We start from the raw sequence: 13498 nt of genomic DNA, 5'->3' as shown, positions 1-13498 counted from the left end.
CAAGTGTCCGGGAACTGTCTGGGTGCTGTCAGCCCGGTTCGCTTCACTGGTCCTCGACTTCCCCTGTTCCCCTGTCCCGGCCCTCCCCCGGCCGGCCCCACGACCGAGGAGAGCACGCCCATGCCCGAGCCGCAGGACCCGAACAACGACGTGCAGGAGCTGGACTTCGACCCCGACGCCCTGCGCGCCAGGTACCGAGCCGAGCGTGAACGCCGTGTCCGCCCCGACGGCAGCGCCCAGTACCGCCACCTCGCCGGTGAGTTCGGTGTGGACGACCAGGACCCGCACGCCGACCCGGAGTTCAGCCGTGAGCCCCTGCGCGACCGGGTCGAGGCCGTGGTCGTCGGTGGCGGCTTCGGTGGGCTGCTCGCCGGGGCGCGGCTGCGGCAGGCCGGGGTGCAGGAGATCCGGGTCATCGAGAAGGGCGGGGACTTCGGCGGCACCTGGTACTGGAACCGGTACCCGGGCATCCACTGCGACATCGAGTCGTACGTCTATCTGCCGCTGCTGGAGGAGATCGGCTACGTGCCGAGGTGGAAGTACTCTCCGGGCGAGGAGATCCGCGAGCACGCGCAGGCCGTCGCCCGGCACTTCGGCCTCTACGAGCACGCCTGCTTCCAGACCCAGGTCACCGAACTCCGCTGGGACGAAGAGGAGTCGGAGTGGACCGTCCGCACCGACCGCGGTGACGAGATGCGGGCGCGGTACGTCGTCGTCTCCAGTGGCACCCTCAGCCAGGCCAAGCTGCCCGGCATCCCCGGCATCGAGACCTTCCGAGGGCACACCTTCCACACCAGCCGCTGGGACTACGCCTACACCGGGGGCGACGCGAGCGGCGGACTGACCGGGCTCGCCGGCAAGCGCGTCGCGCTCATCGGCACCGGCGCCACCGCCATCCAGGTCGTGCCGCACCTCGGGGCCGACGCCGGGCAGGTGTACGTCTTCCAGCGCACCCCGTCCTCCGTCGACGTACGCGGCAACCGCCCCACCGATCCCGAGTGGGCCGGCTCGCTGGAGCCGGGGTGGCAGCGGCGCCGTATGGAGAACTTCCTCAAGGTCGTCACCGGCGTCCGGCAGGACGAGGACCTGGTGGACGACGCCTGGACGTCCAGCGCCCGGCTCCAGGAGAAGCTCATCCCGACCAACGCCTACGCGGACGTACCGGCCGAGGAGCGCGAACTCGCCTACGAGATCGCCGACTTCCAGAAGATGAACGAGCTGCGCGCACGGGTCGAGACGATCGTCGAGGACCCGGAGACGGCGGAGAAGCTCAAGCCCTGGTATCGCTACATGTGCAAGCGGCCCACGTTCAGCGACCACTACCTCCAGACCTTCAACCGGCCCAACGTCACCCTCGTCGACACCGCCGACACCCACGGCGTCGAGCGGATCACAGAGAACGCCGTCGTGGTGGGCGGGACGGAGTACGAGGTCGACTGCATCGTCTTCGCCACCGGGTTCGACGTCGGCCGGTCGGGCGTGCTGTCCGGCAAGCTCCCGGTGCACGGGCGGGGCGGCGCCGGGCTGCTGGAGACCTGGATGACCGAGGGGCTCAAGACGCTGCACGGATTCACCACCCGCGGCTTCCCCAACCTCTTCCTGCTCGGCTCGACGCAGAACGCCGCCTCCGTCAACTACGTCCACATCCTCGACGAACAGGCCACGCACGTCGCCGAGGTCGTCGCCGAGGCGGGCAAGCGGCAGGCCCGGTACGTCGAGCCGACCGACGCGGCGCAGGACGCCTGGGTGGCGACCATCCGTCAGAAGGCCGCCGACCTGTACAGGTTCCAGGCCGAATGCACGCCCGGGTACTACAACAACGAGGGGCGGCCGCGGGAGCGCAGCGAGTCGTACGGTGACGGGCCCGTCGCCTTCCACGAGCTGCTGCGGCGCTGGCGTGCGGAGGGCGGTATGCGCGAGGTGCTGGTGGAGGGAGAGGCATGAGCGCCAGGGAGCCGAGCCGGTTCGACGCGCGCGGTGACGGCGGCGAGGGGCGTACCACCAGCGCCCGTTGGGCGGTCGAGCGGCTCAACCCGCCCAACCGGCTGTGGGGGTCCAACGGCGTCGCCTTCGGGCCCGACGGGCGGCTGTACGTCGCCCAGTTCCTGGCCGGACAGATCAGCGCGGTCGACCCGGCCACCGGGGACGTCGAGGTGGTCGTCCCGATGGACAGTCCCGTGCAGTCGCCGGACGACCTCGCCTTCGGCGCGGACGGCTCGATGTACGTCGCCGACCTGGTGCCGGGGCGGGTGTGGCGCCGCACTCCGGACGGGGAGTACACGCTGGTCTGCGCCGATGTGGCCAACCCCAACGGCATCACCTGCCTCGGCGACCGCCTGTTCGTGAACGAGATGAAGCCCGACGGGCGGCTGATGGAGCTCTTTCCCGACGGCGGCGACCCGGTGGTCCTCACCGAAGGGCTCGCCCTCGGCAACGCGATGCAGGTCGGCCCGGACGGTCACCTCTACTACCCGCACATGATGAGCGGCCCGAACCCCATGCTCACCGGCCAGGTCTGGCGGATCCCGCCGGACGGGGGCACGCCGGAGGTCGTCGCGGACGACGTGCATCAGCCGGTCGCCGTACGGTTCGACCAAGGCGGGGTGCTGCATGTGCTGTCGCGGGGCCCCGAGGGCATCGTCACCCGCGTCGACCTGCACGGCGGCGGCTCGCGGACCCTGGTCACCAGCGGTGTCGTCGGGCTGGACAACGCGGCCTTCGACGCCGAGAACCGCATGTTCGTCTCCAGCTACGCCAGCGGCGGCGTCACCGAGATGCACCCCGACGGCCGTACCCGCGAGATCGTGCCGCGCGGACTCGACGGACCGTACGGCGTGACCATCGACCTCGGCGGCACGGTGTACGCCGCCGACCACTACCGGGTCGCGACCACCGCGCCCGCGCAGGAGGGCGGCGTCAGCACGCGGTCCCTGCTGCACTTCTCGCACGGCATCGTGGCCGACGGTGAACTCCTGCACCTCACCTCGCAGTTCGGGCAGGTCCAGACGTACGACCCGAAGGCCGGGACCACGCGGGAACGGGCCGGCGGACTGCGGCGGCCGCTCGGCATCACGCTCGCCCCGGACGGCTCGCTCGTGGTCGCCGAGTCGGACGCGGGGCGGGTCGTGGCCGTCGACGGACACGATGCCCTCACCGTGCTCGTCGAGGGACTCGACCAGCCCGTCGACGTGGCCTTCGACGCCGAGGGGCGCTGTTACGTCAGCGACGAGCGGCGCGGCGCGGTGCTGCGGATCGAGGCGGACGGGCCGCCGACGGTCGTGGCGGACGGGCTCGACGCGCCGCAGGGGCTCGCGGTCCTGGGCGACGAGCTGTTCACGGTGGAGACGGGGCCGCGCAGGCTGCGGGCGGTGTCCCTGGCGACGGGGGAGAGCCGCGTCGACGCCGAGGACCTGCCCGTCGGGCCGCCGCCGGGGGTCGTACCGCGTGCCGAACCCGCCCTCTTCGCCCACGGGATGCCGGGCATGGCCCGCCGGTTCGCGGGCCTCGCGGTCGCGCCGGACGGTGCGCTGCTGCTGTCGGCGAACGGGGAGGGGACAGTGCTGCGGCTGACGCCGTCACCTCGGCGGGGGCCCCGCCCCTACTCCCCGAACAGTGCCTCCTGTTCGTCGAACAGGCCCGCCTGATCCTCCTTGTCCGCCCGGTCCAGCCGCCTGTTCCGCGCACCCACCACCAGCGCTGTCACCGCCGCGGTCGCCCCGAGCGCCGCCGGCACCATCCAGCCGCGGTCGAAGACATGGCCGAGGGCGTGGTCGAGGGAGAGGCGGCCGGGGCCGGCGATCGCGAGGCCGGTCGCGGCGAGGGCGAGGGTGGCCGCGTACTCGTAGCCGCCCTCCTGGTTGAAGAAGCCGTTCGGGGCGTGCACGGTGGCCGCGCCGGCCATGCCGCCGGCCGCCGCGGCGCCCGCCGCCGGTGTGGCCAGGCCGAGTGCCAGCAGGGTGCCGCCGCCGGCCTCCGCGAGGCCCGCCGCCGTCGCGCTCGCCTTGCCCGGCTTGTAGCCGACCGACTCCATGAACTGGCCGGTCCCCTCGATGCCGTGCCCGCCGAACCAGCCGAACAGCTTCTGCGTGCCGTGCGCGGCCAGCACTCCGCCGGCCCCCAGTCGGAGCAGCAGCAGGCCCAGATCACGTCGGTCGTAAGCACTCACGGTGACTCCCGGAACAGACAGCACGGAGGGAACGTCCCTTGCGCGTATCCACCGTCGCACCGGCGACACCCGCTCGGCCTGCGCTCGCCGCCGTTCGGGTGGCGGGCCGTCGGAGCCGGTGTGAGGCTGACCGGTATGACGATTCAGACGTCCAAGCTCAGCGACCCCGCCGTCCGTGCCTTCGTCACCGCCGTCAACGCCCATGACCGCGAGGGCTTCCTGAGCATCCTCGCGCCCGGCGCGACCATGGCGGACGACGGCACCGACCGCGACCTCGCCGACTGGATCGAGCGGGAGATCTTCGCCTCCAACGGCCACATGGAAGTCGACAACGAGTCGAACCGGGGCCGCGACCTCCTCACCCACTACCGCAACGACACCTGGGGCGAGATGCGCACCCGCTGGCACTTCGATGTGGAGGACGACGGCAGGATCTCCCGCTTCGAGACGGGCCAGGCCTAGCCGGCCGCTGACACCCGACACCCGACACCCGGAGCCCGGCAGAACCGCGGAAGCGCTTGCCCTCGTGTGTACTCCAACTCCTAACGTCCTCCGTCATGGAGACCAAGAGGACTTTGGGACGTACGGGCATCGAGGTCAGTGCCCTCGGCTTCGGCTGCTGGGCCATCGGCGGTGAGTGGAGGTCCGCCGACGGGCAGCCGCTCGGCTGGGGCAGGGTCGACGACGAGGAGACCGTACGGGCGGTCCGGCGCGCCCTCGATCTGGGCGTCACCTTCTTCGACACCGCGGACACCTACGGCGCCGGTCACAGCGAACGCGTCCTGGGCCGCGCCCTCGGCAAGCGCCGCGCGGATGTCGTCGTCGCCACCAAGTGGGGCAACGTCTTCGACGAGGAGACCCGCACTCTCACCGGCGCCGACGACACTGTGCCGTACGCCCGCCGGGCGCTGACCGCCTCCCTGAAGCGCCTGGACACCGACTACGTCGACCTCTACCAGCTGCACCTCTCCGACGCCGACCCGGAGCGCGCCGCCGAGCTGCGTGACGTCTGCGAGGAGTTCGTGCGGGAGGGGCTCGTCCGCGCCTACGCGTGGAGCACCGACGACCCGGCCCGCGCCGCCGTGTTCGCGCGGGGTGAGCACTGTGCGGCCGTGCAGCACGCGGCCAATGTGCTCCAGGACGCGCCGGAGATGTTCGCGCTGTGCGACGAACTGGAGCTGGCCAGTGTCAACCGCAGCCCGCTGGCGATGGGCCTGCTGACCGGCAAGCGCGGGAGCGGGCAGGCCCTGGAGGCCGGGGACATCCGCAGCCGGCCGCCCGAGTGGCTGAAGGGCTTCGCGGACGGGTCCGGCGCCGACCCCGACTGGCTGGCCCGCGTCGACGCGCTGAAGGACGTCCTCACCAGTGGCGGCCGTACCCTCGGCCAGGGCGCCCTCGCCTGGCTGTGGGCCCGCAGCCCGCGCAGCGTGCCGATCCCGGGGTTCCGTTCCGTCGCCCAGGCCGAGCAGAACGCCGGCGCGCTGGCCCAGGGGCCGCTCACCGCCGAGCAGATGGCCGAGGTCGACCGGATCCTGGGTCGCTGAGAGCGCCGTACGCCACAGAACACGGCAGCCGTTCCACGCACCGGTGCGTACCCCGCGGTCCCACGCGAGGTCCACCCCCACCCGGTGTCATGGAACGGCTGCCGTTCCCCCCTCGGTTCGGTCCACCGAAGCCCCTACTCCAAATGTGAAGCTCTGGTGTAGGTGAAGCTGAGCATAAGTCTCCTACCGGCCCTGACGCAGCGGAATTCGTCATTCCGCTTGTGTGAATTGTGGAGGCTGCGACGAGTGCCGGAACAGGCCGTCGGGTCTCAGCCACGCCCCACGTACGGCATCGCCGTCGCCAGCACCGTCGCGAACTGCACGTTCGCCTCCAGCGGCAGCTCCGCCATGTGCCGCACGGTCCGCGCCACGTCGGCCACGTCCATCACGGGCTCGGGCACCACGGTCCCGTTGGCCTGGAGGGCGCCCGCCTCCATCCGCGCGGTCATGTCGGTCGCCGCGTTGCCGATGTCGATCTGGCCGACGGCGATGCCGTACGGCCGCCCGTCCAGCGACAGCGACTTGGTCAGGCCGGTCAGCGCGTGCTTGGTCGCCGTGTAGGCCACCGAGTGCGGACGGGGCGTGTGCGCGGAGATCGAGCCGTTGTTGATGATCCGGCCGCCCCGCGGGTCCTGCTCCTTCATCTGCCGGTACGCCGCCTGCGCGCACAGGAACGCCCCGTTGAGGTTGGTGTCCACCACGTGCCGCCAGGCGTCGTACGACAGCTCCTCGACCGGCACCCCGCCGGGCCCGAACGTCCCCGCGTTGTTGAACAGCAGGTCCACGCGCCCGAACCGCTCCGCCGCGGCGGCGAACAGCGCGGCCACGTCCTCCTGCCGTGACACGTCCGTCCGCACGGCGAGAGCGGCGCCGTCGGGTGCCAGTCCCGCCGTCTCCTCCAGCGTCTCGACGCGCCGCCCGGCCAGCGCCACCGACCAGCCCGCGCGCAGCAGCTCCACCGCGACCGCGCGGCCGATGCCGGATCCCGCGCCGGTCACCACGGCGATCCTCGCGTCCGTCCTCGTCTCCGTCTGCCTGTCAGTCATGGTCCGGCAGGGTACGGGAGGGTCCGCCATCCGGAACTCATCCATCCGCCATCCGGGTGTTGTGTACGCGCCAAGCGAGTGTCGTCCCCGGCGACTGCAATGCCCTGTGCATCCATCAGTCAGGGGAGGACCGGATGACACTCGCAGCACACCCCACACCCCAGCACGCCCCCGAACTGCGCGCGGCAGCCCGCCACATCGGCCGCCGCCGCTTCCTGACCGTCACCGGCGCGGCCGCCGCGCTGGCCTTCGCCGTGAACCTGCCGGCCGCGGGCGCGGCGAACGCCGCCCCGCTCGACGCCAGCCGGATCACCGACGACCCCTTCACCCTCGGCGTCGCCTCCGGCGACCCCCTGCCCGACTCGGTCCTGCTGTGGACCCGACTCGCCCCCGCCCCCTACCAGCCGGACGGCGGCCTGCCCGCCCAACGGATTGTCGTGCACTGGGAGTTGGCGCACGACGAGAACTTCACCAGGATCGCCAGACGCGGCGCCGCCATCGCGTACCCGGAGTTCCACCACACCGTCCACGTCGAGGTCGGCGCGCTCGACCCGGACCGCGTCTACCACTACCGCTTCCGCGCGGGCACCTGGATCAGCGAGACGGGCCGTACCCGCACCGCGCCCGCCACCACCGGCGCGGCGAGCTCACTGACCCTCGCGGCCGTCTCCTGCCAGGCGTACGCCGACGGCTATTTCACGCCCTACCGCCATCTCGCGCAGGACGACGTGGACGTCGTCTTCCACCTCGGCGACTACCTCTACGAGTACGCGGTCAACTCCGTCGGCGGCTACCGCAACTACACCGACCGCACGCTCCCGGCCCTCTTCAACCGCGAGACGGTGACCCTGGAGGACTACCGCCTGCGCTACGCCCTGTTCAAGTCCGACCCCGACCTCAGGGCCGCGCACGCCGCGCACCCCTTCGTCGTCACCTGGGACGACCACGAGACCGAGAACAACTACGCCGGCGACACCCCGGAGAACAGCGTCCCGCCGGAGGAGTTCCTGCTGCGCCGGGCCTCCGCCTACCGGGCCTACTGGGAGAACCAGCCCCTGCGGCGCCCGCAGCGGCCCGTCGGCCCCGACATGCGGCTCTACCGGCGCCTGACGTGGGGCCGGCTCGCCCAGTTCGACGTGCTGGACACCCGGCAGTACCGCTCCAACCAGGTGTACGGCGACGGCTCCCAGATCCCCGGACCGGACGTCGACGACCCGGCCCGCACGATGACCGGCGCCACGCAGGAGCGGTGGCTGCTCGACGGCTGGCGCGACTCGGCGGCGCTGTGGAACGTCGTACCGCAGCAGGTCACCTTCTCCCAGCGGAACTTCGACCTGACCGCGCCGTCCCGGGTGTCGATGGACGCCTGGGACGGCTACCGCGCCTCCCGGCGCCGGGTGCTGGACGGGGCCCGGGACACCGGGATCGAGAACCTGATGGTGCTCACCGGTGACGTCCATGTCGGCTACGGCTTCGACATCAAGGACGACTTCGACGACCCCGACTCCGCCACGCTCGGCACGGAGATCGTGGCCACGTCGATCGCGAGCGGCCGGGACGGCACCGACCGGCCCGCCAACTGGGACACGTACATGCGGGCCAACCCGCACATGCGGTTCTACAACGGGCGGCGCGGCTATGTGACCGTCGCGCTCGGGCAGCAGCTGGCCCGGACCGACTTCAAGACGGTGCCGTACGTGACCACGCCCGGGGCGCCGGTCACGACGGCCGCGTCCTTCGTCACGGAGGTGGGGGAGCCGGGGCTCACACCGGCGTGAGCGCGGGCGCGAGGCCCTCGCCGGAACCCTCCTCGGGGGCCTCGCCCGGGTAGCGGACGCCGACGCGGTCCCGGATCGCGTCGAGCGTCCGCATCACGGCGAGGGTGCCGTCGAGCGGGACCAGCGGCGACTGCGTCTCGCCGGCCCGCAGGGCCCGCATCACCTCGGCGGCCTCGTGCCGCAGGCTGTTGCGGGGCCCGTCCGCCGGGTCGGCCGTGAACTCCTCGGGGTCACGGCCGTCACGGTGCAGGACGAAGCGGTCCGGGAAGAAGAAGCCGTTCGGTACGTCGATACGGCCGCCCGAGCCGGTGACCGACGCCGAGGTCGCCGTACCGCCGACGACGGAGCAGTGCAGCGAGGCGAGGGCGCCGCCGTCCCAGGAGAGCAGGGCACCCGTCTGCAGATCCACGCCCTCGGGCGACAGCATCGCGCGCGCCGCCACGTCCGACGGCTCCCCGAGCAGCAGCTGCGCGAACGAGACCGGGTACACGCCGAGGTCGAGGAGCGCGCCGCCGCCCTGCGCCGGGTCGCGCAGCCGGTGCGAGGGCGGGAAGGGGCCCGCCAGCCCGAAATCGGCCTGGACATGGCGCACTTCGCCGATCGCGCCGTCGTCCACGAGTGCCTTGAGCCTGCGGATCAGGGGGTTGCAGTACATCCACATCGCTTCCATCAGGAAGCTCCCGCGCGCCTTCGCCAGGGCGACCAGCTCGCCGGCCTCCCGCGCGTTCAGCGTGAACGCCTTCTCGCACAGCACGTTGCGCCCGGCCTCCAGGCACAGCCCGGCGGCGGCGCGATGCGCCGAGTGCGGGGTGGCGACGTACACGACATCGATGTCGCCGTCCTGGGCGAGCGCGTCCCAGTCGCCGTACGCCCGGGGTATCCCGAAGCGCTCCGCGAACGCGTCCGCCGACGCCTGGGACCGCGAGGCCACCGCCACCACGTCGGCGTCCGGCAGATCGACCAGGTCCGCCGTGAACGCGGCCGCGATCCCTCCGGTCGCCAGGATCCCCCACCGCACGTTTCGGTCCGCCACTGCGGCCCCACCCCTCGCTCATGTGACCCTCGGCACTCTGTACGAGCTGAGAGCATAGAGGGCGGATCAGTCGAAGGGGGAGGGGCGCATGGGCGACCTTGGGGGACCGATACGGGACGTGCCGCAGTCGACGGCACGGACGGCGAACCAACCACCCATCCGTTCCCGGCGCCGCACCGGCGTCCTCGTCACGCTCATCCTCGGCGGCCTGGCCGCCACACCCCCGCTGGCGATGGACATGTACCTCCCCGCGCTTCCGGAGGTCACCCGGTCCCTGCACGCGCCCGCCGCCACCGTCCAGCTCACGCTCACCGCCTGCCTGGCCGGAATGGCGCTCGGGCAGCTGGTGGTCGGCCCGATGAGCGACCGCTGGGGCCGCAGGCGCCCGCTGCTGGCAGGGCTGGCCCTCTACGTCGTCGCCACCGTGCTCTGCGCGCTCGCACCCACCGTGGAGTCGCTGGTCGCCTTCCGGCTGGCGCAGGGGCTCGCGGGTGCGGCGGCGATAGTGATCGCGCGGGCGGTCGTACGCGACCTCTACGACGGCGTGGCCATGGCCCGCTTCTTCTCCACCCTCATGCTGGTCTCCGGCGTCGCCCCGATCGTGGCGCCGCTGATCGGCGGCCAGGTCCTGCGGGTGACGGACTGGCGGGGCGTGTTCGTCGTGCTCACGGTGGTCGGGGTACTGCTCGCCGGACTGGTCTGGCGGCGGCTCCCCGAGACCCTGGCACCGCAGGACCGGCACAGCGGCGGGGTCGGTGAGGCCCTGCGCGCCATGCGCGGTCTGCTCGCCGACCGCGCCTTCACCGGGTACATGCTGTCGGGCGGGTTCGCCTTCGCCGCCCTGTTCGCGTACATAGCGGCGTCGCCGTTCGTGATCCAGGAGATCTACGGGGCCTCGCCGCAGACCTTCAGCCTGCTCTTCGGACTCAACTCGGTCGGCTTGGTCGTCGTCGGCCAGATCAACGGCAAGGTGCTGGTGGGCCGGGTCAGCCTCGACCGGGTGCTGGGCGTGGGCCTGGTGACCGTCATCCTGGCCGCGACGGCGCTGCTGCTGATGTCCCTGGGCGTGTTCGGCGAGGCGGGGCTGGTGCCGGTGGCCGCCGCCCTCTTCGTCCTGATGTCCGCGATGGGCGTCGCGCTCCCCAACGCCCAGGCCCTCGCCCTCCTGCGCACCAAGCACGCCGCCGGGTCCGCCTCCGCGCTTCTCGGTACGTCCTCCTTCCTCGTCGGCGCCGTCGCGTCGCCCCTCGTGGGCATCGCCGGGGAGGACACCGCCGTTCCGATGGCCGTCGTCCAACTGGCCGCGGCACTGGTGGCGCTGGCCTGCTTCATGGGAATGTGCCGACCCTGGAACAGACGTACGGATACGGAGGGAGCAGAGAACTGAGCGCGCCGAGACTGCGCGGGGACACGCCGGAAAGGGCCGGACTCGACCCCGAGGAGATCCGTCACCTCGTCCAGGAGGTCCATGACCTCACCACCGGCCCACGCCCCTGGGCAGCCGGGACCGTGCTGGTCGTCGGGCGCGGGCCGTACCTGGCCGTCGAGGAGGCGGCGGGCTGGGCGGAGCGGTACTCCTCCTACGACGAGGAGAAGGACGCAGGGGTGGACCTGCCGCCCGAGGCACGCGTCCGCATGACGCCGGGCACCCCCTTCGACCTGGCCTCCCTCACCAAACTGTTCACCTCGGTCGCCGCTGTGCAGCAGATCGAGCGCGGCACGCTGGGCATCGACGCGCGGGTCGGCGCGTATCTGCCGGACTTCCGCGCCGCCGCCCGGCACGACGTCACGGTGCGCCAGCTGCTCACCCACACTTCGGGGCTGCGCCCCGAACTCCCGCTGTACGACTGCGCCGACGACGCCGGGCGCCTGGAGATGCTGCGGGCCGAGCCGCCGGTCGGCGTGCCCGGCACGTACTGCTACTCCGACCTGAACCTGCTCCTGCTCCAGCACGTGCTGGAACGCATCACGAGCCGCACGCTCGACGTCCTGATCCACGACGGCATCACCCGCCCGCTGGGCATGACCGCGACCCACTTCGGCCCCTGCCCCGGGGCCGCGGTGACCGAGGACCAGCGGCGGCCGTGGGGCAAGGTGGACCGGGGGATGCTGCGGGGGGTCGTCCACGACGAGAACGCCTGGGCGCTGGGCGGGGTCGCCGGCCATGCCGGTCTCTTCTCCACGGGGCGTGACCTGGCGGTCTTCTGCCGGGCACTGCTGTCCGGCGGGGCCTACGGTCCCGCCCGCGTCCTCGGCCCCGACTTCGTGGAGCTGCTGCTGACCCCGCCCGGCCTGGGGTTCGCGATCGACCAGCCGTGGTTCATGGGGGAGCTGGCGGGGCGGGGGGCCGCGGGGCATACGGGGTTCACGGGGACGTCGTTGGTGCTGGACCCGGTGACGGACACGTTCCTGGTACTGCTGGCGAACACGGTCCATCCACGACGCCGACCACCGGACAGCAGGGCCCGGGCGGCGGCGGGGACACGGGTGGCACGGGCGGTGCGCGAGCTGTAGCCGACGGAGCGTTCCTCGCCCGCCTCGAACGCCGGAGGGGCTGGGTTTTTCAGCCTGTCCGGCGTTTGAGGACGAGGCCCTTCGGGGCCGAAAGCGGGGGTCTGGGGGCGGCAGCCCCCAGGGATGGGACGGGTAGGGGCGGCGGGGGCGAGAAAGGGCCGGGCCCCCGACCGTGCCGGGCGCTCGTAGAATCGCCGGGTGAACGACCCCGCATCCCCGGCGGACGCCCTCCGCGCCAGTCTCGCCACCCTCCTCGACGGCCTCCCACCCCGCCAGGCCACCCAGGCCGTCGACCGGCTGATCGCCAACTACCGCGGGGCCACCCCCACCCACACCCCGATCCTCCGCGACCGCGCCGACGTGACCGCCTACGCCGCCTACCGCATGCCCGCCACCTTCGAGGCCGTCCACGCCGCGCTGGAGGCGTTCGCGGAGGCCGTGCCGGACTGGGCGCCGGGCAGTCACACCGACGTCGGCGGCGGCACCGGCGCCGCGACCTGGGCCGTCACCGCGACCTGGCCAGGCGAGCGCGGCGTCACCGTACTGGACTGGGCCGAGCCCGCCCTCGCCACCGGCAGGGAGATCGCCGCCGCCAACCCGGCGCTGAAGAACGCCCGTTGGCAGCGCGCCAGGATCGGGTCGGCCCTCACCCTCGACCCCACGGACCTGGTCACCGTCTCCTACGTCCTCAACGAACTCACCGCGCCGGACCGCACCACCCTGCTCGACACCGTCGCGTCCGCCGCCCAGGCCGTCGTCATCGTCGAACCCGGCACCCCCGACGGCTACACCCGCGTCATCGAGGCCCGCGACCGCCTCGTCACCGCCGGCTTCCACATCGCGGCCCCCTGCCCCCACAGCGCCGACTGCCCCATCGTCGCGGGCACGGACTGGTGCCACTTCTCGGCCAGGGTCAGCCGCTCCTCCCTCCACCGCCAGATCAAGGGCGGCTCCCTCGCCTACGAGGACGAGAAGTTCAGCTACGTCGCGGCCACCCGCCTCCCGGTCACCCCGGCCCCCGCCCGCGTCGTCCGCAAACCCCAGATCCGCAAGGGCCAGGTTCTCCTCGACCTGTGCGAGACGGAGCCCGCCCTGCGCCGCACCACGGTCACCAAACGGCACGGCGACCTCTACAAGGCGGCCCGCGACGCGGACTGGGGCGACGCCTGGCCCCCGGCCGGGAACCAGGCGCCCGAGCTCTAGGAGACGGCGCGGTCGTGGCGGCGGTCGCGGTGGTGAGGCCCGCCGCCGCGACCGCCGAGGTCATCGACGTGAGCGCCCGTCGTCTCGTCCACATGCGCGTCGTGTTTCCTCCCGCTCGCTCCCTCGGCTGCTGACCGCCTCAGTCCAGCCGCCGGGCGCACGGCGGGGAACCCGCGCGAGAGGGGACCGTCTCCCCCCCCGGCGGGGGAGACGGC

General features: G+C 72.6%; 11 protein-coding genes. 8 read left to right on the top strand and 3 right to left on the bottom strand.

Translation table 11 applies throughout. From position 1 onward, the window contains the following. Positions 1-120: 120 nt before the first annotated feature. A complete protein-coding gene (locus ACFU95_RS14295) occupies positions 121-1944 on the top strand; it encodes a flavin-containing monooxygenase (RefSeq protein WP_383826709.1) in 1824 nt (607 codons plus the stop codon). Next, positions 1941-3644: a hypothetical protein gene (locus tag ACFU95_RS14290; RefSeq protein ID WP_383826706.1), complete on the top strand. Its 1704-nt coding sequence runs from the start codon at positions 1941-1943 to the stop codon at positions 3642-3644. The genes ACFU95_RS14295 and ACFU95_RS14290 overlap by 4 nt, the downstream gene beginning before the upstream one ends. Here ACFU95_RS14290 and ACFU95_RS14285 read toward each other — a convergent pair. After that, positions 3599-4165, bottom strand: coding sequence for a DoxX family membrane protein (locus ACFU95_RS14285; protein WP_383826703.1), 567 nt, complete (start codon positions 4163-4165; stop codon positions 3599-3601). The genes ACFU95_RS14290 and ACFU95_RS14285 overlap by 46 nt on opposite strands. 135 nt (positions 4166-4300) lie before the next feature. Here ACFU95_RS14285 and ACFU95_RS14280 point away from each other — a divergent pair, with 135 nt between their 5' ends. Then, on the top strand, positions 4301-4627 hold the full coding sequence (locus tag ACFU95_RS14280) for a nuclear transport factor 2 family protein (RefSeq protein WP_383826700.1): 327 nt from the start codon (positions 4301-4303) through the stop codon (positions 4625-4627). A 95-nt stretch (positions 4628-4722) separates the two neighbouring features. Further along, positions 4723-5709, top strand: coding sequence for an aldo/keto reductase (locus tag ACFU95_RS14275; RefSeq protein ID WP_383826697.1), 987 nt, complete (start codon positions 4723-4725; stop codon positions 5707-5709). A 269-nt stretch (positions 5710-5978) separates the two neighbouring features. Here ACFU95_RS14275 and ACFU95_RS14270 read toward each other — a convergent pair whose 3' ends face one another. Beyond that, positions 5979-6755, bottom strand: coding sequence for an SDR family oxidoreductase (locus ACFU95_RS14270; RefSeq protein ID WP_383826694.1), 777 nt, complete (start codon positions 6753-6755; stop codon positions 5979-5981). Between the two features lie 134 nt (positions 6756-6889). Between ACFU95_RS14270 and ACFU95_RS14265 the strand changes: the two genes are divergently transcribed. Then, complete coding sequence (locus ACFU95_RS14265; RefSeq protein ID WP_383826691.1) at positions 6890-8533, top strand: alkaline phosphatase D family protein; 1644 nt, start codon at positions 6890-6892, stop codon at positions 8531-8533. Here ACFU95_RS14265 and ACFU95_RS14260 read toward each other — a convergent pair. Continuing rightward, positions 8520-9566 (bottom strand): Gfo/Idh/MocA family protein, encoded by a 1047-nt coding sequence (locus tag ACFU95_RS14260; RefSeq protein ID WP_383826688.1) that lies wholly within the window; start codon positions 9564-9566, stop codon positions 8520-8522. The genes ACFU95_RS14265 and ACFU95_RS14260 overlap by 14 nt on opposite strands. 88 nt (positions 9567-9654) lie before the next feature. On the opposite strand from ACFU95_RS14260, the gene ACFU95_RS14255 reads away from it, so the two are divergent. The 3 genes from ACFU95_RS14255 to ACFU95_RS14245 all read left to right on the top strand — a co-directional run bounded on the left by ACFU95_RS14255 (position 9655) and on the right by ACFU95_RS14245 (position 13283). Further along, positions 9655-10953, top strand: coding sequence for a multidrug effflux MFS transporter (locus ACFU95_RS14255; RefSeq protein ID WP_383826685.1), 1299 nt, complete (start codon positions 9655-9657; stop codon positions 10951-10953). Then, entirely contained in the window at positions 10905-12080 is a 1176-nt protein-coding gene (locus ACFU95_RS14250) for a serine hydrolase domain-containing protein (RefSeq protein ID WP_383826682.1), read from the top strand. The genes ACFU95_RS14255 and ACFU95_RS14250 overlap by 49 nt, the downstream gene beginning before the upstream one ends. Before the next feature lie 198 nt (positions 12081-12278). Continuing rightward, on the top strand, positions 12279-13283 hold the full coding sequence (locus tag ACFU95_RS14245; RefSeq protein ID WP_383826679.1) for a small ribosomal subunit Rsm22 family protein: 1005 nt from the start codon (positions 12279-12281) through the stop codon (positions 13281-13283). The last annotated feature ends 215 nt before the right edge of the window (positions 13284-13498 follow it).

Origin of the sequence: Streptomyces sp. NPDC057623, assembly GCF_042800355.1 — a bacterium.
GTDB lineage: Bacteria > Actinomycetota > Actinomycetes > Streptomycetales > Streptomycetaceae > Streptomyces.
The sequence above is the reverse complement of the archived record's forward strand: the minus strand, read 5'-3'. Positions and strand labels throughout refer to the sequence as shown.

Excerpts from the sequence above, each read along its gene's own strand:
- ACFU95_RS14280 (WP_383826700.1), top strand. The coding sequence starts at position 4,301 with ATGACGATTCAGACGTCCAAGCTCAGCGACCCCGCCGTCCGTGCCTTC.
- ACFU95_RS14290 (WP_383826706.1), top strand. The coding sequence starts at position 1,941 with ATGAGCGCCAGGGAGCCGAGCCGGTTCGACGCGCGCGGTGACGGCGGC.
- ACFU95_RS14295 (WP_383826709.1), top strand. The coding sequence starts at position 121 with ATGCCCGAGCCGCAGGACCCGAACAACGACGTGCAGGAGCTGGACTTC.
- ACFU95_RS14255 (WP_383826685.1), top strand. The coding sequence starts at position 9,655 with ATGGGCGACCTTGGGGGACCGATACGGGACGTGCCGCAGTCGACGGCA.
- ACFU95_RS14270 (WP_383826694.1), bottom strand. The coding sequence starts at position 6,755 with ATGACTGACAGGCAGACGGAGACGAGGACGGACGCGAGGATCGCCGTG.
- ACFU95_RS14275 (WP_383826697.1), top strand. The coding sequence starts at position 4,723 with ATGGAGACCAAGAGGACTTTGGGACGTACGGGCATCGAGGTCAGTGCC.
- ACFU95_RS14265 (WP_383826691.1), top strand. The coding sequence starts at position 6,890 with ATGACACTCGCAGCACACCCCACACCCCAGCACGCCCCCGAACTGCGC.